General features: G+C 42.3%; 29 protein-coding genes. 4 read left to right on the top strand and 25 right to left on the bottom strand.

All coding sequences use genetic code 11. From position 1 onward, the window contains the following. Nucleotides 1–98: 98 nt before the first annotated feature. Nucleotides 99–1,313, bottom strand: a complete 1,215-nt coding sequence (locus M3234_RS18870) for an MFS transporter (RefSeq protein ID WP_262306205.1) — start codon at nucleotides 1,311–1,313, stop codon at nucleotides 99–101. A 63-nt stretch (nucleotides 1,314–1,376) separates the two neighbouring features. Next, nucleotides 1,377–1,955, bottom strand: coding sequence for a DUF2087 domain-containing protein (locus tag M3234_RS18865; RefSeq protein WP_262306204.1), 579 nt, complete (start codon nucleotides 1,953–1,955; stop codon nucleotides 1,377–1,379). A gap of 220 nt (nucleotides 1,956–2,175) precedes the next feature. Between M3234_RS18865 and M3234_RS18860 the strand changes: the two genes are divergently transcribed. Further along, nucleotides 2,176–2,940 (top strand): TatD family hydrolase, encoded by a 765-nt coding sequence (locus tag M3234_RS18860; RefSeq protein WP_262306292.1) that lies wholly within the window; start codon nucleotides 2,176–2,178, stop codon nucleotides 2,938–2,940. 80 nt (nucleotides 2,941–3,020) lie between these two features. Here the strand turns inward: M3234_RS18860 and M3234_RS18855 are convergent, their stop codons facing one another. Next, complete coding sequence (locus M3234_RS18855) at nucleotides 3,021–3,389, bottom strand: VOC family protein (RefSeq protein ID WP_262306203.1); 369 nt, start codon at nucleotides 3,387–3,389, stop codon at nucleotides 3,021–3,023. A gap of 190 nt (nucleotides 3,390–3,579) precedes the next feature. On the opposite strand from M3234_RS18855, the gene M3234_RS18850 reads away from it, so the two are divergent. Beyond that, a complete protein-coding gene (locus M3234_RS18850) occupies nucleotides 3,580–3,831 on the top strand; it encodes a hypothetical protein (protein ID WP_262306202.1) in 252 nt (83 codons plus the stop codon). 51 nt (nucleotides 3,832–3,882) lie between these two features. On the opposite strand, the gene M3234_RS18845 is transcribed toward M3234_RS18850, so the two are convergent. The 11 genes from M3234_RS18845 to M3234_RS18795 form a co-directional block, all read right to left on the bottom strand. Then, the gene (locus M3234_RS18845; protein WP_262306201.1) at nucleotides 3,883–4,230 is read right to left on the bottom strand and encodes a hypothetical protein; all 348 of its coding nucleotides are present in this window, start codon (nucleotides 4,228–4,230) and stop codon (nucleotides 3,883–3,885) included. 239 nt (nucleotides 4,231–4,469) lie between these two features. Continuing rightward, the gene (locus M3234_RS18840) at nucleotides 4,470–5,549 is read right to left on the bottom strand and encodes a PrsW family intramembrane metalloprotease (RefSeq protein WP_262306200.1); all 1,080 of its coding nucleotides are present in this window, start codon (nucleotides 5,547–5,549) and stop codon (nucleotides 4,470–4,472) included. 239 nt (nucleotides 5,550–5,788) lie between these two features. After that, nucleotides 5,789–6,202 carry a DUF3147 family protein gene (locus tag M3234_RS18835; RefSeq protein ID WP_262306199.1) on the bottom strand — a complete coding sequence of 138 codons (414 nt, stop codon included), beginning with the start codon at nucleotides 6,200–6,202 and terminating at the stop codon, nucleotides 5,789–5,791. Between the two features lie 15 nt (nucleotides 6,203–6,217). Next, the gene (locus M3234_RS18830; protein WP_262306198.1) at nucleotides 6,218–6,577 is read right to left on the bottom strand and encodes a DUF3147 family protein; all 360 of its coding nucleotides are present in this window, start codon (nucleotides 6,575–6,577) and stop codon (nucleotides 6,218–6,220) included. Between the two features lie 213 nt (nucleotides 6,578–6,790). Further along, nucleotides 6,791–8,776 (bottom strand): NAD(P)/FAD-dependent oxidoreductase, encoded by a 1,986-nt coding sequence (locus tag M3234_RS18825; RefSeq protein WP_262306197.1) that lies wholly within the window; start codon nucleotides 8,774–8,776, stop codon nucleotides 6,791–6,793. A gap of 192 nt (nucleotides 8,777–8,968) precedes the next feature. Continuing rightward, nucleotides 8,969–9,835, bottom strand: coding sequence for an MBL fold metallo-hydrolase (locus M3234_RS18820; protein ID WP_262306291.1), 867 nt, complete (start codon nucleotides 9,833–9,835; stop codon nucleotides 8,969–8,971). Between the two features lie 161 nt (nucleotides 9,836–9,996). Next, complete coding sequence (locus M3234_RS18815; RefSeq protein WP_262306196.1) at nucleotides 9,997–10,965, bottom strand: phosphotransferase enzyme family protein; 969 nt, start codon at nucleotides 10,963–10,965, stop codon at nucleotides 9,997–9,999. A gap of 15 nt (nucleotides 10,966–10,980) precedes the next feature. Then, nucleotides 10,981–11,484, bottom strand: a complete 504-nt coding sequence (locus tag M3234_RS18810) for a GNAT family N-acetyltransferase (RefSeq protein WP_262306195.1) — start codon at nucleotides 11,482–11,484, stop codon at nucleotides 10,981–10,983. A gap of 12 nt (nucleotides 11,485–11,496) precedes the next feature. After that, nucleotides 11,497–13,608, bottom strand: coding sequence for an ATP-dependent helicase (locus M3234_RS18805; protein WP_262306194.1), 2,112 nt, complete (start codon nucleotides 13,606–13,608; stop codon nucleotides 11,497–11,499). 116 nt (nucleotides 13,609–13,724) lie between these two features. Then, the gene (locus M3234_RS18800; protein WP_262306193.1) at nucleotides 13,725–14,846 is read right to left on the bottom strand and encodes a DUF6688 domain-containing protein; all 1,122 of its coding nucleotides are present in this window, start codon (nucleotides 14,844–14,846) and stop codon (nucleotides 13,725–13,727) included. Between the two features lie 128 nt (nucleotides 14,847–14,974). Next, a complete protein-coding gene (locus M3234_RS18795) occupies nucleotides 14,975–15,967 on the bottom strand; it encodes an NADPH:quinone oxidoreductase family protein (RefSeq protein ID WP_262306192.1) in 993 nt (330 codons plus the stop codon). Between the two features lie 120 nt (nucleotides 15,968–16,087). On the opposite strand from M3234_RS18795, the gene M3234_RS18790 reads away from it, so the two are divergent. Further along, complete coding sequence (locus tag M3234_RS18790) at nucleotides 16,088–16,552, top strand: low molecular weight protein-tyrosine-phosphatase (protein ID WP_262306191.1); 465 nt, start codon at nucleotides 16,088–16,090, stop codon at nucleotides 16,550–16,552. A gap of 54 nt (nucleotides 16,553–16,606) precedes the next feature. Here M3234_RS18790 and M3234_RS18785 read toward each other — a convergent pair whose 3' ends face one another. From M3234_RS18785 to M3234_RS18740, 11 genes are all read right to left on the bottom strand, one after another. Further along, on the bottom strand, nucleotides 16,607–16,849 hold the full coding sequence (locus M3234_RS18785) for a hypothetical protein (RefSeq protein ID WP_262306190.1): 243 nt from the start codon (nucleotides 16,847–16,849) through the stop codon (nucleotides 16,607–16,609). A 161-nt stretch (nucleotides 16,850–17,010) separates the two neighbouring features. Continuing rightward, entirely contained in the window at nucleotides 17,011–17,457 is a 447-nt protein-coding gene (locus tag M3234_RS18780) for an ASCH domain-containing protein (protein WP_262306189.1), read from the bottom strand. Between the two features lie 55 nt (nucleotides 17,458–17,512). Next, nucleotides 17,513–17,818, bottom strand: a complete 306-nt coding sequence (locus tag M3234_RS18775; protein WP_262306188.1) for a BC1872 family protein — start codon at nucleotides 17,816–17,818, stop codon at nucleotides 17,513–17,515. A gap of 828 nt (nucleotides 17,819–18,646) precedes the next feature. Further along, nucleotides 18,647–18,853 carry a hypothetical protein gene (locus M3234_RS18770; RefSeq protein ID WP_262306187.1) on the bottom strand — a complete coding sequence of 69 codons (207 nt, stop codon included), beginning with the start codon at nucleotides 18,851–18,853 and terminating at the stop codon, nucleotides 18,647–18,649. Nucleotides 18,854–18,871: 18 nt separating this feature from the next. Beyond that, a complete protein-coding gene (locus tag M3234_RS18765; protein WP_262306186.1) occupies nucleotides 18,872–19,420 on the bottom strand; it encodes a short-chain dehydrogenase in 549 nt (182 codons plus the stop codon). Nucleotides 19,421–19,561: 141 nt separating this feature from the next. Then, a complete protein-coding gene (locus M3234_RS18760; protein WP_262306185.1) occupies nucleotides 19,562–19,864 on the bottom strand; it encodes an MTH1187 family thiamine-binding protein in 303 nt (100 codons plus the stop codon). Between the two features lie 50 nt (nucleotides 19,865–19,914). Next, entirely contained in the window at nucleotides 19,915–20,049 is a 135-nt protein-coding gene (locus tag M3234_RS29350) for a hypothetical protein (protein ID WP_285858538.1), read from the bottom strand. A gap of 28 nt (nucleotides 20,050–20,077) precedes the next feature. Next, nucleotides 20,078–20,512 carry a PA2169 family four-helix-bundle protein gene (locus M3234_RS18755; RefSeq protein ID WP_262306184.1) on the bottom strand — a complete coding sequence of 145 codons (435 nt, stop codon included), beginning with the start codon at nucleotides 20,510–20,512 and terminating at the stop codon, nucleotides 20,078–20,080. Between the two features lie 112 nt (nucleotides 20,513–20,624). Beyond that, nucleotides 20,625–20,888 carry a CGCGG family putative rSAM-modified RiPP protein gene (locus tag M3234_RS18750; RefSeq protein ID WP_262306183.1) on the bottom strand — a complete coding sequence of 88 codons (264 nt, stop codon included), beginning with the start codon at nucleotides 20,886–20,888 and terminating at the stop codon, nucleotides 20,625–20,627. A 61-nt stretch (nucleotides 20,889–20,949) separates the two neighbouring features. Further along, nucleotides 20,950–22,047 carry a threonine aldolase family protein gene (locus tag M3234_RS18745; RefSeq protein ID WP_262306182.1) on the bottom strand — a complete coding sequence of 366 codons (1,098 nt, stop codon included), beginning with the start codon at nucleotides 22,045–22,047 and terminating at the stop codon, nucleotides 20,950–20,952. 5 nt (nucleotides 22,048–22,052) lie between these two features. Then, nucleotides 22,053–22,337: an Ada metal-binding domain-containing protein gene (locus tag M3234_RS18740; RefSeq protein WP_262306181.1), complete on the bottom strand. Its 285-nt coding sequence runs from the start codon at nucleotides 22,335–22,337 to the stop codon at nucleotides 22,053–22,055. A 326-nt stretch (nucleotides 22,338–22,663) separates the two neighbouring features. On the opposite strand from M3234_RS18740, the gene guaC reads away from it, so the two are divergent. Beyond that, the gene (gene guaC, locus M3234_RS18735) at nucleotides 22,664–23,647 is read left to right on the top strand and encodes a GMP reductase (RefSeq protein WP_262306180.1); all 984 of its coding nucleotides are present in this window, start codon (nucleotides 22,664–22,666) and stop codon (nucleotides 23,645–23,647) included. Nucleotides 23,648–23,695: the final 48 nt, after the last annotated feature.

The following is a 23,695-nucleotide window of genomic DNA, read 5'->3' as shown; positions in this document are numbered from 1 at the left end:
CATGTGGCAGCAATAAGGAAGATAGTCTTTTTTATTGGGTTTATTAGGTTTGCGATCATTTTACCAATATAACCACTACGTCCCAATTGGCATATGCTTTAAGCTGTTTCCCTCTCCCGAATCCGTCGGGTTGATAGGATGGCAATCAGAAAGATGGCTATGAGCATATAGCCGATTCCACCAAGTAATCCGAGAGAGCGTGGTGTGAGATAATCAAGGGCTACCCCTGATAGGAACATGGATACACCCAACAACGGGTTGGTGACGGCTTCCAATAAACCAAACATGGTTCCTTGGTGTTCCTCAGGGATTTCCTTCATCAAAACCGTGTCAAAACAGGCATTGCCTATTCCAGACATAAGGGCGGCTCCGCAAAATAGGAAAAACGCTGCTGTTACGTGCCCAGTTTGGCTAATGACCACGTGGAAGGTGCCCTCAAGCAGGAGGCAAACCAGTCCGATTCCAAGGATATGTTTTCGCAGTCGATTCACGACAACAAAGCTTAGCGCCAAGCCAATCCCCAGTGCTCCATAAAACAGTCCCACTCCAACGTCCCCCAAGTGATATTCCTTCACGGCATAGACACTAATGAGAACATTATCAATACCGTTCAAGGACGATGCCACGATCGAGCAAAACAGGAGAATTTGCACCGGAATTGACATCAAGATGACCTTCTTAAAGGTAGGTAACAGCTTTTCTTTATGGATCTCTATTGCTTCTTTTTGAGATGCTTTTTTTTCTGGGAATGTAATCGTCGAAATAATGGCAGCAGCCCCCAGGAACGATACCGCATTGATCCAAAACGTCCATCCTGCCCCGAACAGGTAAGCCACGATACCACCAGAAAAAGCCCCTACGATTAACACAATTCCAATTAACACCTGTTCTAGACTATTCACTCTTAATAGATGTTCTTTACTTACTAACTGCGGAATCGCCGATTTGCGGACTGGTCCATAGATAGCCTCCCCTGCCGCCAGCATAAACGTGCTTACATAGACAATCCAGAGATCGTCTTTGCTATGGACGAACAAAAAGGATAAGGCAAATAAAATTCGGACGAGGTCGGTTGCGACCATCATTGTTTTTTTTGAAAAGCGATCTGCCAGTCTCCCGCCAATCGGCGCAAAAATGACAAACGGCAGCAGCCGAATCGCCAGTGTCATCCCAACCGCAAGCCCAGATCCAGTTAATTGCAACAGCATCGCCAGGACAGCAACCGAACTGAAGCGGTCCCCAATCCCGTTTACAACCCCGGCGAAAAATAACCGTCGGTAGTTTTTTTCCTGTTTTATAAAAGAAATGCTCATCCCCTCTACCTACTTTCGTATTCATCTAATTTAATGCTTATCTAATTAGTTTTGCAAAAAAATTTATTTAAGCCACCACAGCTCGACCGGGTTTAGTTCGTATTGGTTATTTTCCCGGTACATAAATTGGCACATGATCAATTCGCGGCGCAATGTCGCATAGTCCTCGTGAAACTGCTTTAAATATTCATTCATTTCTTTTTCAGGATAAACTTTTCCTAGTTCAAGTCCTTTGAGCATATGCTCAAGCACAACCAGCTTTTTCTTTCTTTGCGCCGGATAGTTTTTCAGTTTACCTTCTTTTGTGAAGAAGTTTTTAATGATGGACTCTCGTTCCTCTGCTGTCACAGCCATTTCCATCTCATCTCCTCCTCCACTTCCTATGTTTAAAATCGCCTTCGCACCCATCTCTAACGCTTTTGTGTTAAGCGAAAAATAGATGGTGTTTTTATCGCGCCGTTCTTTAATAAGTCCCACTTCTCTTAGTTTAGCGATATGGTGGGTAATCGTCGGCGGCTTGAGTCCCAGTTTCCCGGCAATCGCCTGGCCGTGCAGCGGTCCTTGCTTCAGTAGCCCAATAATGCGAATCCTCGTCAAATCGCCAAGAGCTTTATGAAATTCAACCATTTTGTTTAATTGCATGTTTGGTATGCACCTACTTTTATAATTATCTAATTAGATAGTATTCAAATTTCGTATTGTTTGCAAGTGGAAAATGATCATTTTTCCAAAAAGATTTGTGAAGGACATTTTTGGCGCTCAACTACCTGGGTTTGTCCTTCATCAACTTTGACGGCCTGTATGCCTGACTTCGGATTCCCAATTAGAGTAGAATATGGTTAGGGAGTGACTAAAGTTGAAAATGATTGATTCCCATATCCATTTGGACAAATACAAAGATCTAGAAATCACAACTATCCTGACTGATGTAGACTGGCTAGAGGCAATGCTCTCGGTTTCCACCGACCTTCAATCTTGTTTACGAAATCTGGAATTATCCCGTAAAGATCAAAAGGTAAAGCCTGCATTCGGGTTTCACCCAGAGCAAAGCCTGCCAACTGAAATCGAGCTAAACAAGCTGCTAGAATGGATCACCAAATATCGAACCGAAATGATTGCTGTAGGAGAAGTAGGTTTGCCCTACTATATGAGAATGGACCAAAAGGTATCCAAAGCCCAATACGGTCAATATATTGACCTTCTTGAGATGTTTATCCAATTGGCAAGGCAATGGGACAAGCCCATTGTCCTGCATGCCGTTTATGATGATGCCCCGATTGTTTGTGACCTTTTGGAAAAGCATTCCATGAAAAATGCCCATTTCCACTGGTTTAAAGGCGATACCAAAACGATGGAGAGGATGATTAGAAATGGCTATAGCATTTCCATCACTCCAGAAATTGTCTATAAAGAAAAAATTCAGAGGCTGATCGAGGCTTACCCATTGGAGTTAATAATGGTGGAAACAGATGGTCCGTGGCCATTTGAGGGTCCTTTCACTGGAAAAATGACCCACCCGAAAATGATGAAAGAATCAATCCTTTCGATTGCAAAAATAAAAAACTTGCCAGAAACAGAAGTGGCGGATCGGATTCTGGAACACACGAAGTCATTTTACAGGATATAAAAGAAAACTCGCCGCTGGCGAGTTTTCATTCTTCTCCCCCACTTTAATAAGCCTATTACTGCCATTATCCAAATCTGTTATTAAGCTTCCGTCAGGCGAATATAATACCCGTTTGGATCGCTCAATCTAAAGTCTATTGACCCCCAAGCCTGTTCAGATAAAGGCGCTTCAAGCGGGTAGCCCGACTCTACTATTTCATTATACTTTTTCTCAATATCCGGAACCTCAATCACGATTTCGACACCTATCCCTAACCGCTCCAAGTCCCTCGCTTTCAGCGGGTGGGTATCAGGCAAAAAATCGAATGTCCCAATCCCAATGTTAACTGTATCATTGCTTAGAGCAGCATATGTATCATTCATCCTGTTTAATTTAAGCCCAATGATTTTTTGATAAAATTGTACTGTTTTTTCTAGTTCATTTGTGAAAAGCTCCATCCTTAAATGCATTTTTATTCTCCCCTTTGACCCTTTTGATATATTTATTTTATCTAATCCAGGTAAATCTGGATTGAATTAAAGGACTGAAATTTTCTACAACTTTAGATGTACGCAGCTTGGCGCCACTCCTTTCAAATTTCTTGTTCCTCTAACAATAGTTCACCTACTCTTAGCCTTTAATAATAAGGAATCCTATATTTTGATCAAGGGTGACTACGTTGATGATTTGAAAAAAATCGCTGAAACACAGCTCTCGGAAACAGAAACACTGGGTTTTGAACTGGGTTCTGCAGGGATGATCACGATTGCAGAAGCGATCTACCAATTGACTAACTTATTTAGCAATAAAGATGATGTGGAGAAAAAAATTGAAAGCCAAATGCGCAAGTATAAAATGAAAAAAATCAATGAAAATGAATACCTTTTGTATTTGCGCCAGATTGATTATTAAATCTTTCAAGATATAAATCAAGCAGAGGAATTCCCATTCCTCTGCTTTCATTCACCACACCGCAATCTGGTTTTCAATTCTTAGCATGGCTGCCTCAAAGCCATTACTGTCTTCCTTTTTCAAGGAAACCTCTATCCTGTCTTCATTTTCAAGTGTAATGGTTATTTTATCCCCTTTCAAAATCTCAAACCTTCTCACTTGAAGGTTAATAAACGAGCACAGTGCATCCCGATACCCTGGGGTGTCAATATTAAAATATGTACCATTTGCAATGGCGACCGGTAGTGAATATGCGGTTAATGTCCCGTTGTTTTCTTCCCCCTCAAAATAAAATTGGATATAGTCTCTAATAAAGATAACCGAACAAACCTCTGCGTGTTCTAAGGTTTCAATGAGCATGATTTCCACCTCCCATTTTGATATTTTTGATTATAAAAAGTAAGGAATGATCTTGCTTAAAAGTGAAAAAGGAGTTAACAATTCGGGGTATAAATAAAATTTTTCCTGCCAAAGACTAGGCTATTTAAATTTAAGGATACCACTTTCAGAAGATAGTTGAATAGGTAATTTTTGAAAGGATTTTGTCAGTTTCACATAAAAAATGGCGTGTTCCCAATGACACGCCATTTAATCCCTTATTATTGAGGCGGATTAATCGCAAGGTGGTCTTTCTTTTTGCTGATTTCCTTTAAGCCTTGGCGAATCATCCAGATGGCAATCACCCAAGAAGCGACCATTAAAATAATTTGCCCATACGGTGACATGCCTGGTATCGGCACGTCCCATAATGCATGCATCGCCACAACAAGAATAAAGGTCAGAAGAAATCTTAGTTTTAGCAACAAGGACAGGTTAAACCCATCGTTACCCTGTACCTTACAGAAAGCAGCACCTGTCAAAGCGGCCCAGGCGACATGCCCCCCAGGAGCCAAAAAGCTTCGCCATAGAATCGTAAAATAGAGGCTCTCGAAACTTCCGGTCAGCAGACTTCTTAGCGCATAACCGGCCGTTTCAAATGCAGCGAAGCCTGCGCCGACTGCCGCACCTACCAAAAGACCATTGAGGATATACTTGTATTTGCGGTTGCGGACAAAATAGATAACAACGGCCGTCTTGGCAAGTTCCTCAATAACCCCAATTGTAATCGGATTGATATTATTCCTTAGGATATTAAAAAACACAAGCGCCACCAACATCGACAGGATTCCCCCGATTAACACTATATAAATAATTTGATAAAAAGCAATATTTTGCGGCGCATTCATTTCCCAAAAGAACGTGAGCGTTGTTAGCGGAATGGCAAACGCCCCAATGATAATAAGTCCGGGGATAAAATTAAAATTATGGAACATGCTCACCCCGACATGCATTCCTGTAAAAGCAATTAACCCAATCAGAAATATCCTTGCAAACAGCCAAGGCTTTGGCCATGTTTCCGTTACCTCTTCAATTTTCGGTGTGGTAATGGCCGTGCCCACAATAAAAAGCCGTTCTGCCTCCAGCATGCTATGGTTGCGGAACACCCTGGAGAAGATATTTCTCATTTTTGGCTCTACCGAACGTTCAAACCTTGGAACCATGTCCACGTAAGTAGCAAACTCGTAAAATAAACTGCTGGGATCCTGCTGACCGTCCTCGGCCTTAGAAAAATTGCTGCCGCAGCTTATACAGAACTTGACCCCTTCAGGATTGGTGTAAACACATTGCGGACATTTCATTTTGCAACCCCCTGTGATAAAAACTTGTTAAATATCATTATTTCCCTTCCTGCAAGGGAACATCCAAAAAGTAGGGATTAATAGGGGTAAGTTACTATTTAAAAAGAAACGCCAACAAGCTCAATGAAGAAGGCTAGTCAGAATCACCAGCAAAAATAATCCAGAAAATTTGGAAATAGCATTAGCGTGAAAAAGTGCCAGAACCCTAATAAGGGTACCTGGCACTTGACTTATTTCTATTATTTATGGTCTCTTAACCTCGACTCGGCCAATACCATCTTGCCGTTGAAGGGCTTTATTTTAATAAGGGCGATTCGCTCTTTCAGCGATGACACCAATACAGAACTGATTAACCAGAAAAACAATCCGACAAGCATGCTTAATCCCCAGTTATGGCTCCATTTTAGGACCATATATACGGTTGCTGCGCAAATAATCCCGCCAATCATCCCGTAAACCGAACCGTTGGCAATTTTCGCTGCTTTCTTTGTACCTGATTTAATTCCGGTCATGAGCACGGCGGTAATCATCACAGCCGGAAATGCCGCGAAGATGCCTCCAAGAATTTCCCATGGTGAAACGACAATAATTAAATAGCTGGCCATTACCGCGGCCCCGCCTAATAGAAAACGTAACAGTAAATCTTTATTCATGATGAACAACCTTTCTTAATAGGAAGTAATCGCAACAACGACCATTGAGACGACAAACCAGCACCCAAGCACTTGCATGAGTCCCTTTTTCAAACCATATTTATTTAAAAGGAAACCGGCGATAATTGCGACAAGAATATTGATTCCCATTCCAACCATTGCTCCCTTTGATAGGACAATGGATTGAGAAACAAGATCCTCGCCCCTAAGGTCGAGTCCAGCGGTTAATAACGCGGCTAAAAATACTGCTGGAAATGCGGCAAAGATCCCGCCTGCCTTCTCCCCTAATCGTCTTGCCACCATTGTGGAAGCCACGACTGCCGCTCCGCCTAAAACAAACCGAATCAGTAACGCGCTAATTGAAAGTTCCCCCATTTTGACCACCTTTTGTTTTGCATTTCTAGTTGACTTGTCCATTTTATGTTTGTGAATATTTTCACAATATTTGTTTACATATTCATTGTACTCCTTTTTTTCCGCAGAACTTGTGAACATTTGATTAACATTTTTGAAGCGCTGTCATATCGCGTCTTTGTTTTGGAATAAAAAAAGGCACCAACCTCATTTGATCGATGCCTTCTTGAAAAATTAATTTACTTGGAGTTCACGCTGTTTCGTCTTTTTCGCATCAATGGAAAGAGCCGCAAAGAATCCGGAACGAATCGCATTTCCGACCTTTCCGATATTTGTTACATCACCGACACGCTGGATTTTATCATAATATTTCTCAGTGATTGGGTTAGAGACTTGTGTATTTGGTTTCATTCCAAACGCGGTGATGATAGTGTCCGCTTCGATAAAGACTTCAGCCCCGTCTGCTTTTTGTGCACGCAAACCGGTTTCTTCGAATGAAAGAACCTTATGACCTGTTAATTGTTGGACATTAAATTTGGCAAGCTTCGGGAACAATGACGCAGCATTTATGAAAAATACTTCCGAAGCCAATTGGTCCTGCATTTCCACAATGGTTACCTGCTTGCCCTCCATTGCCAGTTCAAGGGCAAGGTCGCAGCCGGTTAAACCGCCGCCAGTGATGACTACCTTGTCACCTTTGACGAGTTCCCTCTTTAAGTGAGCATCAATGGCCCCAATGACATTTTCACGATCAATGCCAGGAATGGCAGGGGTAATTGGTACAGCCCCAGTCCCGACAATGATTTGGTCACAGCTTTCAAGAATCGGGTCATCCTCTTTAACAAACGTATTTAACTTCACTGTAACGCCCAATTGCGTCAACTGGTTTTCATACCAAGCGATTAATTCGCGAAGTTTATTTTTGAACGGCGGTGTTGCGGCGCTAGCAAGCTGACCGCCCAAGACTAGCTCTTTTTCAAATAACGTTACTTTATGTCCTTCCAATGCAGCCACTCTGGCAGCCTCGAGTCCACCAGGACCGCCGCCGATGACCACAATTTGTTTTGGTGCCTCCGTTTTTTCAATTGCAAACCGTTTCTCATTGCAAGCTTGGATATTTACTGAGCAGCTCAGTTTAGTTAAGCGGCCGGCAATTCGGCCAATGCATTCCTCATTACAGCGGATACAAGGACGGACATCCTCACGTCTGCCTTCAAACAATTTATTAGGCAATTCTGGATCGGCAATAAGCGGACGGCCATACATGACAAAATCAGCATTGCCGGATTCAATCAGTTTGACTCCCGATTCAGGTGTATGGTTGCCTGCGTTCATGATTGGAATGGAAACAGCTTGGCGGGCAGGACCGCAAACATAGTCCATGCACGCATCTCCTAAATAGGCAGGAGGGAAAATATAATCAATTGTCTCGTAGGAACCAGCATCAATATCCAATGCATCCACTCCAGCCGCTTCGAGAACCTTTAACATTTCCATACTCTCTTCTAATGTTCTGCCGCCATTGAACCGATGGTCGCAGGAAATTCTAAATAAGATCGGCATAGCCGGCCCGACTGCTTCACGGATCGATTTCACAATTTCAACTGGAAAGCGCATCCGTTTTTCCAAGGTACCGCCATATTCATCTTCGCGTTTGTTCCAAATTGGCGACATAAATTGGTCGATTAAATAACCGGCATGGCCATGGATTTCAATTGCATCAAACCCGGCGGCTTTCACGCGTTTTGCTGATTCTTTGAATTGTTTCATGATTACCTGAATATCCTCGACACTTAACGGCCGGCATAGCACATCAGGATTAAAAGTGGATGGGATTGGCGAGGCCGATACCGGTGGCTCTCCATACATATTTGGGAAAGCATTTCTTCCGGTTCCGCAGCTTAGCTGAGCAACGATTTTCGTACCATAACGCTGTACAGCTTCACAAAGGTCGGTTAACAGTGGGATGACGTAGTCTTTTTCCAAGATTCCTTCAAGTGAACCTTGTGCCAGATCTGCGTTTAAAAATTGGCAGCCCAAGATAATCATGCCTGCTCCTCCGCGGGCGCGCTCTTCAAAATAGTCAATTTCGTCAACAGAGATGCGTCCATCAGGCAACGCTGAGTTGGTTCCCATAGGCGCCATTACAATACGGTTCTTTACTTCCATTTTTCCGATTTTGAAGGGAGTAAATAGTTTTTCATAATTCTGTGATACCACGAAGCATACCTCCAATAGTTATGATTAACCTTGCTACACTATTAACGATATCACTCAAAATTTTCCGACAAGTATGACTTTTATCACTTAATTGGGGGTGGTGGGATGATGCTTCAAACTTTGTTCACAATTTCACAATATAAATGTAATAAAATGCCAGGTATCACCCATTCGCTGGATGATACCTGACTTTTATAGGTTCGCTAGTTCATATCCATTCACAAAAAACTCAATCGTCTCTAGTTCCTCTTCGTTTAACTCCCGGTTAAGAGCCTTTTCATATTCCGATTTGATTTGAACCTGATCGCCTTTGTGCTTTTCCGTGTAATGGGCCATATTCTTTAACAATTGCATTTCTTTGGTAAACTCTTCCTTCGATAATAACTCTTGCCCATGGGAATGGATATACGTTTCTGCATCAAATTCCTCCAGTTGCGCAGCAAGTTTTGCAGCACGTTTCGGAGTATAGTTGTGTTTGGGTGAAAAGATATCCGGATAGATGCAGTCGCCCAAAAATAAGATTTTTTCTTCCTTTATATAAATCACAACCGAATCCGCGGCATGATCCCCTCCGACATGTTTCAATACACAAGTGACCCCACCAAGATCGATTTCGAGTTCGTCTTCAAACGTGATGGTTGGCAGTGTAATGCGAATATCTCTATTTTCACCATACTCTGCCTTTATACAGTTTGCGCAAAATTCGATTTCTGTACCTTCCTTCACCCTCTCCGCCAATGCCTCGTCTGTCCAGGAATACGGAATCAGCTTTTTCATTTCCTTTTGTGTTTCTTTGGAAGAAATCGACACTGTTCCTTTTAATGCGGAAAGTCCAAAAATATGATCCCAATGCCAATGGGTCAAGGCAACCATGTCCGGTCCCGGTACATTTTGTTCTTGGAGCATTTTTAAAAAAAGGTCGGCATGGGCCTTTGAATTCGCAGCATCAATCATTAACGTCTTATCCCTGCCTACGACCATTCCTATTATTGGCCGATCTGTCTCGGAGATAGGTGTCATATACCAAAATGAAGTTCCTAATTTTTTTATCGTTTGCATTATTTCGTTCCTTTCTTGATTCGGAATAGTTCTTGCAAGACATTTCACTTCGATTTGCCTTCGGTTTTGTCCGTAGAAACCATTCTTGCGGACAGTTTCCTTCGGTTTGCCATCTGTTTTGTCCGTAGAAACCATTCTTGTGGACAGTTTCCTTCGGTTTACTATTCGTTTTGTTCGCAGAAACCTCGACTTTGGACAGTTCGCATCAATTTTCCGACTGTTTTATTCTTATAACACAAACACGAAAAATCGCCGAGCCCGGCATATGGTGATTCTTTCTCAATTCTCCCTTCCAAATCCTGCAAGGTGAACTTCTGCCAATCCTCCAAACTATCCAAATCCCATTTTCGCAAAAATAAAGAATATAAAAAGATCTCCCGCAGCTTTAAGAAAATCAGCATTTGTTCCACCGTGTCAGGATGAAGCAAATTTTCTTCCTGATACCCTTTAAAGAATGAACTTAAGAAGGTCTTACAAAACGCTTCAGCATCGCCATTGAAAGAGGCATGCTGCCAGTACGCATGATAAAAACAGACGGCCAAATCCTGTGCGTACCAATTATAGGAACATTCATCAAAGTCAATCACGGTGAGGCAACCTCCCTCATTCACAATCAGGTTGCCTTGATGAAAGTCGTTATGGATGAGCCCAAATGTGTCCCGGGTGATATGGTATGGAACCAGACGCTGCATCCAAATTTCGTATTTTCCCTGCAGCCAAGGACTCAATTTTCTCCATATTTGAAAAACATCTGGGTTATCAGGTGTCCATCTAGGCCGATTAACATCCTGTACCATACATTCCTTGGATAAGGCATGCATTCGACCCAAGATCCTGCCCATTTGCTCGAACATCTCGGAATTCCAATGAGCGATATTGGTAACGTCTACCGGGTCTCCGCTAATATATTCAAAAGTAGTTTTAACTCTCCCTGCTTCAATATCAATACTCATATCAGGCCTTGGCACACGAACACCTTTATCATATAAAAATTTCATCCATTGTAGTTCCGCCAGAACTATATCCTTTGTTTTCCCTGGTTCCGAAATTCTTATTACTCTATTAATCCCCTTGTCATAATAAACCTCGTTGTGAAATCCGCCGTTCAATCTTATTCGATTTTCTCTCATCTATTTTAACCCCAATTAATTTTTTAAATAAAAGTAAACCAAGTGATCCTGCAGCTCTTCGGCCCTCTTAAACTCCAACCTTTTCATTAAATTTATCGATTTTTCATTATCCGGTTCAACCGTTGCATCAATCATAGTTAATCCCATTTGCGTAAAACCAAACGAAATGACTTCGCGGATGGCTTCAGTCATAAACCCTTTGCTCCAATACTTTTTCGACAAATCAAAACCAATTTCGGCTATGAAATCTCCTTCATTTTTTCGCAAATAATGAAAACCGATTGTTCCAACAAACTGCTCTTTATAAAAAATACCCCATCTGCAGCCGGAATCTTCAATATGATATTGAATGATTTCCTCCACGTCCTTAAGATCCTTGCACGGTTCAATATCCATAAATCGGGTCACCGCAGGATCTGAAAAATGCGCCATTACCTTTTCGGCATCGTCCAGCGTCAGGATGCGCAGCTGCAATCTTTCCGTTTCAAGCTCCGGATATACACAAGTTTTATTCGTCATGCCAACACCTCTTCACTTTTTCCGGTAATCATGGGGTTTGTTTTTTCCACGATGTTCATTTTGCTGCTGCAACGACTTCTCAATTTCCAGCGCCAAACTGCTCATCGTTGGTTTCCAGCCCTTGTCAGCTTCGCTCACTTCCCTTATGATTGGCCCCGAATGCGGACGAACCTTCTGCTTAACCCCGGTAGTGCTTCTATTTTCAGAAGCTTGTATAGTCGGGGAAAGGATCCTCCGAACGGCACCGACAAATTGCGATGCCTCCACCCCACTGCCGAACCGCTCTCGATACGCAAGTAATTCCAAGTGGAGTTCTGCCCTTGTCATGCCTACGTAGAACAAGCGGACCGCTTCTTCAAGCAGGGCGGGATTGCCTTCATCAAATTGGCTGACATCATCTTGTGAAGGAATAATCCCCTGAATCAGGTCAATCATATAGACTCGCTTAAACTCCAGGCCCTTGGAACTGTGAAAAGTAGACAGGGTCACCACGTTTTGGCCCTTATTATCTTTGGCCGCGTTCATTGCACTCTCGAGATGCTTCAGCCTAGCGGCAAACTGATCGATTGAGGCAATCGGCTCGGCAATCAGCTCCAAAGTGGAAAGAATGCCCAAAAGATGGTCTTCGTTGAACCCCAATTCCTCGGACATTTTGAGAAGCGTGTCCTCATACCCCAATCCATAGCGGATGGTCCGGAGCGCATGCAGCGGCACTTCTCCTCTCATCTCTTGAAAAATTTGCTTCGTTTCGCGAATCCGCCTAACCTGATAGTCTTTCAGATTCGGAAGCTGCAACAGAATATCAAACACGGAGTCCTGTCTAAAACCTTGATTAAGGACAGCAACCTGCTCCTTTGATAGATAAAGGTTCAACCGTTTATAAATATCCATGAAAACGGATAATTTATTCTCATTGAACGACAAGCGCATAAAATTTAAAATATCTTTGACAACCCAATGAGAAAAGAAGCGAAGATCATGGTCCTTGATATAAAACGGAATGCCGGCCCGGTCCAATTCATTGATAACGATAATCGCAGATGAATTGTTCCGGAATAAAACGGCAGCTTCCCTATAGTCCTTAAGTTGTTTCAGTGCTTGAACCAAATATTTGGCCTGATCACGATAGTCGGCTAAGGTTTTGATGACAACCGGCTTGTGCGGCGGATTTTCCGTGAACATGTTTTTCTCATAGCGGTACTTGTTTTGCTTAATAAATTGATTGGCCACTTTGACAATATCTTTTGAAGAGCGATAGTTTTGCCCCATTTTTAAGATGACACCATCAGGATAGACCTTCTGGAAGTCCAGCAAATACTGCGGGTCAGCCCCGCGCCAGCCATAAATGCTTTGGTCATCGTCCGCGACGATATACAAATTCCGGTGGGGCCGGACCAATTTTTCGATAATCAAATGCTGCACCTTGGATGTGTCTTGACTCTCATCAGTCAGGATGTAATCGAATTGCTGCTGATATTTCCCAAGCAGCATCGGGTCTTTATTTAAGGCATGGTTGGCAATCGTCAGCATATCATCATAATCAACGAGCAGCTTGCCGGTGGCAGTTTTTTTATATTGCTCATATTCCTGGACGATTTGTTTGGCGTTCGGGACCTCACAGGACACCTTTCCCCAATCCTCCATGGGAACTAATTTGTTTTTTATTAGTGTAATGTATGTAGAAAGCTCATCCAATTGATCTTCGGTGATCTTTTCGTCATGTGTTTTTTGAAAAATAGCCTTTAAAATCGATTTCTTTTCAAATTCAGCGATAACTCGATGAGGAAATCCTTTTCTCCTCAAGTAGTCAGTGGAAATCTTGTTTGCCCAGCTGTGAATCGTAGAGAAATCAACGGACTGACCAGTTTGCCCTGGAAAAAATCGGGCGAACCGCTCCCTCATTTCCTCCGCGGCCGCCACACTAAAAGTGACCGCTTTGATCCGGGAAGGTCGCACCCCCTTCTCTTCGATTAAATAACCGATTCGCATAATCGTAGTGGTGGTTTTTCCCGAACCCGGAGACGCCAGGAGCAACAACGGGCCATGGGTGTGCAGCACGGCCTGCCTTTGCACCTCATTCAACGATACCCCGATTTCCCGTTTCTTCCTCTCAAAAAAATCCATGCCGAAACTCCCTCAAAGATTTGATAGTCCTATTATACAAAAATTATCCGTCATTTTCCTTTTGAAACAAAAAAAGTGCCAGGCACCCCAATTCTCAGGATGACAGCCGGCACTTCTCAATTTTTCAACTCGCTATATTGAATATGAATCCTATTTTCCGGTTTGTGGTCGACGGTATACAAAACGATAAGGAAGAACCATTCTAACGGTTTCATTAATAGGTAGACAAGATCGGCGGACCATTTGGAGCGAATATGCCTGCTGAGCGGATAGCCATACCTGTCATAAAAGCCGCGAATCACTGTATGAAGATTGGGGGTGTATTGTTCCAGAATGTTTTCAAAGGCATTGGCTATCAGTAATTGGCGATTTACGGCAATTCGCGAACCTCGTCTGATTCCGGCTCTAATTGGCTTAACCAGTTTTTTGTGTCCCCTGGCTGAAACGGTACACAAATAATGGCCGTCCCCCGAAACCATAATCGGTTCCGGTGCCGGAATCCGGGAATAATGAAACGAGCTTGTTTCCATAAACACACGGATAAAGCTGTCCGGACGCTGACCAAACAAAACCAGAAGCAATTGGATTAAGATGAGGACTGGAAAAAGCATTATAGCCCATAGTTTGGACATTTTTTGATAGTTTGTACTGATTCTGTATAGAAAAAGTAAAATGGGATTCGTATAGTTTACTTCTTTTTCCCGCTGTTGTTCAAGAAAATCATTAAGCGATTCTTTTAAACGGGCAATATACAAAAATAGTAGTGAAAGAAAACTGACTTGTAGAAGCGGAACTGAGAATTCCTCCCCACCATGGGTCATGATGGTATGAGTCAGGTAGACAACAGAAAAGAGAATGTTCCCAATCATCACCGTACTGCAGAGCGTGTATACTATCGGCGAAAGGACTCCTTGATGGGAGCCAATCAGCCAAAAACTAAACATGCCCAAAATCAATAAGAGAACAACTGAGAAAATATGCTCGGTTGCCAATGAGGCATAGCCATTTACCTTTGCACCAGTGACTTGGAAAATTCGAACCGGTTCCCCTGCCTCCAAGCCGAGCGAATTAATAAAAAATCCGATCATAACCAAACCAATAATCACTGCCGAGTAAAAGGCATCAATGACTCTTGATTTAATCGAGACATTTTTTCTTGAAATGAAGCTTTGGATCATTCTGATGAATGCATATAATGGAACGGAAATAAACAGAATTACCATGAGGAAAACAACCACAAGTATCAACTCCTTCTTATACATCGTAATTCTTTGTATGCATAAAATAATAATACATAGTTATTCTATGCACAAGGATTTTTCAAAAAAAAGACACCATCCAATCAATGAATGGTGTCGCACACTTATTATAGTTTTACAATGGTTCTACCGGTAGCCTCGCCTTTTAGAAGCGTTGGGAGAATAGATGGAAGCTGTTCAAGTGTAACTTCTTGTTGCAACAGGTCCTCCATATTACGTGGTTTAAAGTCGGTTGCCAGCCGGTCCCAAATTTTTAACCGAGTCTCCATCGGGCAATAAACAGAGTCAATGCCAAGTAAATTGACACCTCTTAGAATGAATGGAAAAACAGTGGTTGGCACCTTTACTCCAGCCGTTAAACCGCTCGCTGCGACCGACCCGCCGTAGTGAATTTGGCTTAACAGCGATGCGAGTGGTTCGCCACCAACGGGATCGACAGCAGCAGCCCAGTTTTGTTTTCCAAGCGCTCTTATTTTTCCATCATAAATTTCTTCACGTGAAACGACTGACTGTGCTCCAAGCTGGTTCAAGAATTCATGCTGAGATGCCTTCCCTGTGCTTGCGACAACTTGATAACCAAGTTTAGCGAGAATGGCAACCGCAAAACTTCCGACACCGCCTGTAGCACCGGTAACCAGTACTACCCCCTTATCAGGTGTAACTCCATTTTCCTCGAGGCGTTGAATCGACAAGGCCGCGGTAAATCCGGCAGTGCCAATAATCATAGCCTCTTTCAGGGTAAGGCCTTCTGGAAGCGGCACGACCCACTTTGCTGGAATTCGAGCATACTCACTATACCCGCCGAAATGGGAAACCCCAATCTCGTAACTGGTGGCAATGACCTCATCCCCTTCTTTAAACCGAGGATCCTCCGATGAAACCACAACCCCTGCTAAGTCAATCCCAGGGACCATTGGGTAGCACTTTACAACATTGCCCTCGGGAATTGAAGCCAGGCTGTCCTTGTAGTTCACACTTGAATACTGAACTCTGATTAACACCTCTCCCTCAGGCAGATCACTTAGTGTCAGTTCTTGCAGCTTAACCGTGAAATCATTTTCTTGCTTATTGACTACCAATGCTTTAAAGGCGTCCGACATTTTTAGTCTCCTTCCAATTAGATTTTGTTGGTTGCCCATATTGCTTTACTATTTCGGTTTTTTCAACGATGATAATAATAGCTTAACTTTTCCATGTTACTTTTTAAAGGAGTTTGAACTATGATTAACGTTTTATTTGTCTGCCTTGGGAACATCTGCCGCTCCCCCATGGCCGAAGCGGTGTTTCGTGATTTGGTGAATAAGGAAAATCTGTCCGACAAAATAACTGTAGACTCTGCAGCCACGAGCTCCTGGCATATTGGCTCCCCTCCACACAAAGGGACGCTGGGAATCTTAAAAAAATACGACATTTCGGCGGAAGGACTTGTCGGCCGGCAATTGAAGAAAGAGGATTTTGATAAATTCGATTATATCGTGGGTATGGATGAGAGCAACACGAAAAATATCGCAGAAATCGTTGGGCATTCTGAACATTCAAAAATCCTCCGCCTTCTCAATTTAACAGACCATAAAAAGGATGTGCCGGATCCTTACTATACCGGAGATTTTGATGAAACCTATGACCTTGTAACAGCAGGCTGTAAGGCATTACTTGAGAAAATTCGCGTAGAGCACAAGTTATAAAAAAAAGAGCCAGGCAGCCATCCAAAATTAATGATGGCGCCTGGTTCCTTTTTGTTAAGCGTATCTAATCCCTGCAGGCTTGATATTGTTGATATCCCCTGACCCACATGGTGTCACTGCATAGGTCATCTCACATTTTGGGCAGTTCATAATGACGGTTTCCAGCGTAAAACGCTCTCCACACTCACAATCAATTTCATGCGCCACAGCCGGTGGAAAATGTTCCTTCCCCTTACTTTTCACATGATCCACAACGGCTTGACCATCTAACAAATTTGACGAACATCCACAACTCATTTATATACCCTCCAAGCAAAAACATTTTATGTACAACTATCGTAGCACATTAATTGGAGGGCAAACGCTCATAAAAGGGAACAGATTGTGAATTTTCCACTTGGTGTCAGGCACCATTCGATGGATTTGCACTGTGGAAAAATGAGTTATGGTTTCCGTCATTACCGGTAGACTACTTTAAATTGTTCAAATACAACCGGCATGTCCCAAGTGAATTCCTGGTTTAGTTGTTTACAGAATTGTTGGTAGTATTTGATGTGGCCTTCCCGCCAGGAATCCAAATTTTCGTCTTCTCCTTCTAACCGGGCAATTTCAAAGGTAACGTCTAGAAACGGAATAATTTGGACCGAGGTTGTCTCGATTACGCACTGCGGCTCTCCAGCCCAGTTTGTGATGACACTTAAGTCTCCCACTTTCGGCATGGGTTCCTCGCCAGACTCATAGCTATAAATCGAAGAAGCTGTTGCTTGTTTTTTCCCCTGCATCACCAAATCTGCCAGTTCATTCGCCAGTTTTTCAGTTAGTTCAAAGTGCCAATATGTATAGTTTTGATCAGGAGTGTTTGTTTCTTCTAGAAACTTGGCCCAATAAGATTCTATTTGATTCATTCTTACTCATCCTCCTCCCAAAAATTAATTTTAGTTTACATAACATTATTATCATTTACAGCCATTCTTCCGGAACTGAGCTGTTATCGGCAATCGCATAAGCCGCGTTCGTAATCGCTTCCGCCAGCGTTTCCCCAGTTTCACAAACATAATTAAAGCAAGCTTCGGATACCCCATTCGTTTTATAGGTAAAGCCCAGTTCTTTTAATTTCTCTACGATTAGGTTGGCATGATCAAGGTTGTGCTCGGGTTGGAACTCTGAAACAGGTATGAATTTGTTATTTTCATAATCATACCAGCGATCCCATCTATTTAATTTCCATCCAAATATCCTGCGTGCAATTACTTCAATTTTGTCCATTGACTCCTGACTCCTCATCACATAATATTTTCTATTTTATCACGTCTATAGTTTTATGAGCTTAGGTCCATAACAAAAAATTATTGGCGCAGTTAGAGGGTAATTTTTCTTGCCGGACTACGCCAATTAACTTTATTGGCGTAGTCGCACGCTGATTTTCTGCCTTCTACTACTCTTATAACGCTTATAAGCGTAGTTACACGCTATTTTTTTCCCTTTTACTACTCCTATAACCCTTATAAGCGTAGTTACACGCTATTTTTTTCCCTTTTACTACTCCTATAACCCTTATAAGCGTAGTTACACGCTTTTTTTCTCCCTTTTACTACTCCTATAAACCTTATAAGCGTAGTTACACGCTTTTTTTCTCCCTTTTACTACTCCTATAAACCCTAATTGGCGCAGTGTCCCTTGTTTTTAATTCCTCCACTGCGCCAATAAACTTTGTTAATGCGGGAAAATCTAGATTTTCCCCACTAGTATTCTATTTTTCAAATAAACCGAGTCCGGTGGTTTCGGAGGAACGATCATAAGATAAGGTTTTCATTTTATCCTCGAAAACCAAGAGGATTCAGGGCGGTGACAGGGGTGTCATCGCCATTTTTATATACTAAGACGATCGTCCTCCATCAGAATGACCGGACCAATCCGATTGCGCCTTACCGGCTTGGGTCTCCTTAGCTTTGATGGTAAATACACCGGGACACACACTTCCATTCCTCCTCTTTTTCAACCGGCTTGAACAGCTTTTATCGATTCCGGGAGAGAGTGGAAACGAAGAAAAAATCCGCCATTTTGTTTTGGCGGAACTGGAGCATCTCGTAGATTTTAAGACGATTGACGGTGCAGGTAATATTTTGGCACAAAAGAACATTCACGCCGTTGATTGAGAATAAGCAGTTCAAGCTTTCGGAACATTTCTTTGTATATATCGATTTTCAAAGAGTAGTTGGCAAAACCACTTTCGGCCTCTTGGTCACTTAGCTCCGATTCCATTTCCTCTAATTCTTCCAGTGTTTTATCTCTTAGACTCATTTCGGATCCTCCCTCTTCCTACCATGGTATTCTATTTTCCGGCCCCAGTATGCCTACCACATGATACTGTTTATCTTTCTTAATGGCTTCGATGACACCGTTTGAAATCTCCTTATGTGTTAACCATCGCGAGCTTTCGCCCTCCATCATAAATCCAAGCTGTACTTGGCGATAACTGCAAGTTCCATCCAAACTTAGCCCTGTTTTAATTTCCTCAGGATTTGCGCGGCTTCCGATCACATGGAATAAACTCCATTGTTGGGGATCTGCCACCTCTCGTGCCATTGTTTCCAATACATTTTTAAATGGAGAGTGAATCCAGGCAACCACCAAGTCCAACGGACCATTTTGGCCTACAGTCCATCTGATTTGTTCTCTCAATAGCTCTTCCTGACGGTAGTCAACCGATATCGGCGTGATACAGGTCGAATCCTGGACCCGGCTCCTAAGGTGTACCAATCGTTCTTCGCTTCTCCCAATCACGGACACATGACAGCCTTCCTTTACCAACCACAAGGGCAAGGCAGATAACATTCCAGTTCCGCCAATGACTAACGCATGTTTCATTATACGCACTCACTTTCTTTCTTTAACTAATCATCTATATTCTTGAAAAATAGCGAAAAATCCTCTTTGATATTTTTTGGTTTACATAATATTTTTATAAAAAAAAATAGGAAGCCCGACATATGACGAGCCTCCCATCTTTTATAATTTCGCCTGTACCGACTGCAGCTTTCGCTCCATCGTATTTTCCTTATCACGGCGGTCATCGATGCGTAGATTAGTACAAACTCTTTGCAAGCCCTTTTGAAATGGAACTTCGTGAACTTCCTGGACAATCTGCAGCAATAACTTCAGATCCCCTTCAATTAACGTACTCATTGGCGTTAGCTGATACTTAACCTTACCTTCGTAACGTTGAAGGACTTTATGTATTTCCGCGACATAATCACTAACGCTAGGTGTACCCGTTCCTACCGGGATCACCGTAATATCAATAATGGCCATGCTAAAACCTCCGATTAAAAAACTTTTTCCACCATTAGCATAGCACGTTTTTAGATTTTTTCATTATCTTTAAAATCGGATGAATCATTGTAATCATAGCGGAATCCATCTTTTTGAGCAGGGACATTCTTGTTGTTTTCTTGCTTGTTCTGTTTATGGTTTGGTTGATGTTTATTCGAATTCATGCGCAAATCCTCCTAATTTTTGCATTTTTTAATGTAATAGTTGTCGTAATTCTTCAGCGTGCCTGCGGCTTGTATCGATCACTTCCTCAGCCAGCCTTCTGCTTTCCGGGTCGAGGTCTCCTCTTACCAGCTCTTCTGAATATTCAACTCCATATTGGGCCATTCCCTTTAACGCGTCCTCAATAATCTCTGGCGTTTCATCAGAGAGCATCATCTTATGCATGTTGCTGTGCATTTTGCCGGTAATACCCTCACTGTCGGCTGGCACCCCGTTTAAATTTTGGATACGCTCAGCGAGTTTTTGGGCATTCTGCTTCGCCTCCTGCTGCATCGATTGAAACTTCTCTTTTAATTCTGGTTCATCTAACTTCTGGATATGATGTTCGAGAGCATGAATTCCCATATAGGTGCCTCGAAGCAAAGTGTTCAATTCTTCTATTACAACGTCTTCGTTTCTCATCATCCTCACATCCTCCAAGATTATTATGAGGATTATTCACAAAAATATCCTAAAGATGGAATTTGTATAAAAAATGCCAGGAACATTGGAATGTGTACCTGGCATTTCATTCATTTCATTTGCTTTTCCATACCCTTAACACATGGCCTCCGCAGCCGCATTGGTCTATGTATTGAAGGTCAACTTCATTGCCAAATTGGAATAATAAGATCTCCGTCAAATAGTCTTCGGGATTCCCAAAACCCGCCGGCGTGACTACGTTAACATAAAACCCTTTTGCCGTTTCTCTCACAGCCTTAATCGCATCTTCAATCACCAAATCCCGATCATGTTCATATTCTTCATGCTCTAGTGAAGTCGACCAATTCTTTTCCTTCATGATCATCACCTCTTAGCTAGAATTTAAAATGAACCTGGAAGGCAGGAGGTGATTTACATCATCATCTGATACTTTTTTTCATTTTTGCATCCAATAATCGGATGGCTGCTTTTAAGTCTTCACTAGGAATAATCCCATATCCATCTCCGATACTAACTTCAAAATAACTAGTAGTCCCAGTTACTTCTCTTATATGACCTGATAGGCCGATTCCTGTTTCCTGGCAAGTTTCGATTAACAACTGCTCCATTTGCTCTTTTGGCGCTGCAAAATGGACATGAAACATATTGGATACAGGCACTTCTGGCAAAGTTGAAACACCATAACACTCATTATAATAACTCGCTAATTCCCTTGCTTGGTCGTAATATTGTCCCATTTTGCCACTGCGTTGTTCGAAATAATAATCCGCACTGAGATAATAAGGATAAAGGCTGATTAAGTCACCGCCATGGCGCCGTTTCCACACCTTTGACTCCTCAATAAAATCCTGGTCACCGGCCAATATCGCTCCGGCAATCCCGCCAATGCCCTTATAAAAAGAAATATACACACTATCGAATAGACTGCAGACTTCATCGGCCGTTTTTTCATAGTATGGTAAAATTTCAAACAGCCTTGCCCCATCCAAATGCAATTTGATGCCTTTTTCCTTGCAATAATCTGAAATTTTCACAAGCGTTTCGTATTCTGGCAATTGTCCGCCAATTTCCCGCTGCGGCAGTTCTAGGAGCACACAAGAGACATCCTCTGACAAGCTCGCAACGTCCTCGAATTCTATCACTCTATCTTTTTCGGCCAATAAAACCGACTCGATCTGATGCAATTCCTTTAACCCATTTTCCTCATGAATCTCTAAATGGCACAACGGATGATAGGCGACCTTCTTCACGCCTTTTCGGTCACACCAAATGCGCATAGCGATTTGCTGGGCCATGGTTCCGCTTGGAAAAAACACTGTCGCTTCTTTTCCCAAAATTCGGGCCATATTCTGCTGAAAAGCCTCGATTAGCTCGCCTTTTCCATACATCTCGCTCTCGAGTTGGCCATCCAAAGCGTCGAAAGCCTCTTTTAATACTTGGATGTATCTTGGTCCATGCCCATTCACTTGAAATTTTGTTTGTTTATAAGCATCTTGCAAACTATTTTTTTCGGACATTATTCTTACACCTCTTCTTTCTGTTTCTTCCAGTTGGTATATTTTTCTGGCAAACAAACACCACATGGCCTAAATCCCGCTGCAATCGCTGTCTCCTCATCCGCAAAAAATACTCTGTTTTTTACATAGCCCCCTTTTTCGATGGCACGAAGAGCAGCGGAGCAATCCATTCTTCCATATATTTTACTTTTTCTGTGCCCGCCATAAGTGCCAGGCTTGTCACTTAAATAGGACTGCTTATCAGCTCCCATGAGTGTGTATGTTTTAAACTTTATTTCTTCTGAACTCATCCATGTTCCCCCTGTAGGTTTCAAAATGAAATTTTAAGGATTCAACTTTATTGGAAAAGGTTTAGTCAGATGCGACTTATTGATTAAAAGAAATCACTTTGAAGTTATCCCCCGAATATTCCAATTCGGAAACACTTGAATTTTTTATTCATATTCACACCTCATCTCGTATTTTATACGTTTTGGTAATCAGAGACAATTTTGGCAAAACTATAATTGGATGTCAGAAATGTTTTGACAAATCGATGAACATAGGGTAAATTAGCATATGTACGAACAATTTAAAGATAAATCATTAAGAATATTCGTGTTTAGGGGTGTTTTTCATGGATGTAGTATTTGATTACGAAGATATTCAACTAATTCCTGCAAAATCAATCGTTAAGAGCCGTTCCGAATGTGATACAAGTGTCGTATTTGGCGGCCACAAATTTAAATTGCCAGTCGTCCCTGCCAATATGCAAACGATTATTGATGAAAAAATTGCAACTTACTTAGCCGAAAATGGTTATTTCTATATCATGCACCGCTTTCAGCCTGAAACCCGTCTGGATTTCGTAAAGGACATGCAAGCCCGGGGTCTGATCGCATCAATCAGTGTTGGTGTAAAAGAGGGAGAATACGAATTCGTTAAACATCTTGCGGAGGAAAATCTGACTCCAGAATTTATTACCATCGATATTGCTCATGGTCATTCTAATGCCGTAATTGAAATGATTCAGCATATTAAAAAGCATTTGCCAGGCAGCTTTGTCATTGCCGGGAATGTCGGAACTCCAGAGGCGGTAAGGGAATTGGAGCACGCCGGTGCAGACGCCACCAAGGTCGGCATTGGACCAGGCAAAGTTTGTATCACAAAAATTAAAACCGGATTTGGAACTGGCGGCTGGCAATTGGCCGCTGTAAGATGGTGCGCCAAGGCAGCCAGCAAGCCGATTATCGCTGACGGCGGAATCCGCACACACGGGGATATTGCGAAATCTGTTCGCTTCGGAGCATCTATGGTGATGATTGGTTCTTTATTTGCTGGTCACGAAGAGTCACCTGGAGAAACGATCGAAATGGATGGAAAGCTATATAAAGAATACTTCGGTTCTGCTTCGGAATTCCAAAAAGGCGAACGCAAAAACGTTGAAGGCAAGAAAATGTATGTAGAGCACAAAGGTCCATTAATCGATACGTTAATCGAAATGGAGCAAGATCTGCAGTCTTCTATATCCTATGCTGGCGGAAACAAGTTAAAAGATATCCGCACGGTTGACTATGCGATCGTGAAGAATTCCATTTTTAATGGGGATAAAATCTATTAAAAAAGATGATGCCAGTCCAACATTTTTAGCGGACTGGCATCAATTATT

It is taken from the genome of Neobacillus niacini, from assembly GCF_023715785.1.
GTDB lineage: Bacteria > Bacillota > Bacilli > Bacillales > Cytobacillaceae > Neobacillus > Neobacillus niacini_E.
Note: the sequence above shows the minus strand (reverse complement) of the source record. Positions and strands in the feature narration are given on the sequence as shown.

Coding starts and splice junctions, on each gene's coding strand:
- M3234_RS18845 (WP_262306201.1), bottom strand. CDS start 4,230: ATGCTCATTGAAACCTTAGAACACGCAGAGGTTTGTTCGGTTATCTTT.
- guaC (WP_262306180.1), top strand. CDS start 22,664: ATGGATGTAGTATTTGATTACGAAGATATTCAACTAATTCCTGCAAAA.
- M3234_RS18775 (WP_262306188.1), bottom strand. CDS start 17,818: ATGGACAAAATTGAAGTAATTGCACGCAGGATATTTGGATGGAAATTA.
- M3234_RS18790 (WP_262306191.1), top strand. CDS start 16,088: ATGATTAACGTTTTATTTGTCTGCCTTGGGAACATCTGCCGCTCCCCC.
- M3234_RS18870 (WP_262306205.1), bottom strand. CDS start 1,313: ATGAGCATTTCTTTTATAAAACAGGAAAAAAACTACCGACGGTTATTT.
- M3234_RS18740 (WP_262306181.1), bottom strand. CDS start 22,337: ATGAGTTCAGAAGAAATAAAGTTTAAAACATACACACTCATGGGAGCT.
- M3234_RS29350 (WP_285858538.1), bottom strand. CDS start 20,049: ATGAATTCGAATAAACATCAACCAAACCATAAACAGAACAAGCAAGAA.
- M3234_RS18750 (WP_262306183.1), bottom strand. CDS start 20,888: ATGAAGGAAAAGAATTGGTCGACTTCACTAGAGCATGAAGAATATGAA.
- M3234_RS18820 (WP_262306291.1), bottom strand. CDS start 9,835: ATGCAAACGATAAAAAAATTAGGAACTTCATTTTGGTATATGACACCT.
- M3234_RS18840 (WP_262306200.1), bottom strand. CDS start 5,549: ATGAAATGTCCGCAATGTGTTTACACCAATCCTGAAGGGGTCAAGTTC.
- M3234_RS18815 (WP_262306196.1), bottom strand. CDS start 10,965: ATGAGAGAAAATCGAATAAGATTGAACGGCGGATTTCACAACGAGGTT.
- M3234_RS18760 (WP_262306185.1), bottom strand. CDS start 19,864: ATGGCCATTATTGATATTACGGTGATCCCGGTAGGAACGGGTACACCT.
- M3234_RS18755 (WP_262306184.1), bottom strand. CDS start 20,512: ATGATGAGAAACGAAGACGTTGTAATAGAAGAATTGAACACTTTGCTT.
- M3234_RS18765 (WP_262306186.1), bottom strand. CDS start 19,420: ATGAAACATGCGTTAGTCATTGGCGGAACTGGAATGTTATCTGCCTTG.
- M3234_RS18805 (WP_262306194.1), bottom strand. CDS start 13,608: ATGGATTTTTTTGAGAGGAAGAAACGGGAAATCGGGGTATCGTTGAAT.
- M3234_RS18780 (WP_262306189.1), bottom strand. CDS start 17,457: ATGAATCAAATAGAATCTTATTGGGCCAAGTTTCTAGAAGAAACAAAC.
- M3234_RS18835 (WP_262306199.1), bottom strand. CDS start 6,202: ATGAATAAAGATTTACTGTTACGTTTTCTATTAGGCGGGGCCGCGGTA.
- M3234_RS18810 (WP_262306195.1), bottom strand. CDS start 11,484: ATGACGAATAAAACTTGTGTATATCCGGAGCTTGAAACGGAAAGATTG.
- M3234_RS18865 (WP_262306204.1), bottom strand. CDS start 1,955: ATGCAATTAAACAAAATGGTTGAATTTCATAAAGCTCTTGGCGATTTG.
- M3234_RS18770 (WP_262306187.1), bottom strand. CDS start 18,853: ATGAGTCTAAGAGATAAAACACTGGAAGAATTAGAGGAAATGGAATCG.
- M3234_RS18795 (WP_262306192.1), bottom strand. CDS start 15,967: ATGTCGGACGCCTTTAAAGCATTGGTAGTCAATAAGCAAGAAAATGAT.
- M3234_RS18855 (WP_262306203.1), bottom strand. CDS start 3,389: ATGCATTTAAGGATGGAGCTTTTCACAAATGAACTAGAAAAAACAGTA.
- M3234_RS18830 (WP_262306198.1), bottom strand. CDS start 6,577: ATGGGGGAACTTTCAATTAGCGCGTTACTGATTCGGTTTGTTTTAGGC.
- M3234_RS18785 (WP_262306190.1), bottom strand. CDS start 16,849: ATGAGTTGTGGATGTTCGTCAAATTTGTTAGATGGTCAAGCCGTTGTG.
- M3234_RS18745 (WP_262306182.1), bottom strand. CDS start 22,047: ATGTCCGAAAAAAATAGTTTGCAAGATGCTTATAAACAAACAAAATTT.
- M3234_RS18860 (WP_262306292.1), top strand. CDS start 2,176: ATGATTGATTCCCATATCCATTTGGACAAATACAAAGATCTAGAAATC.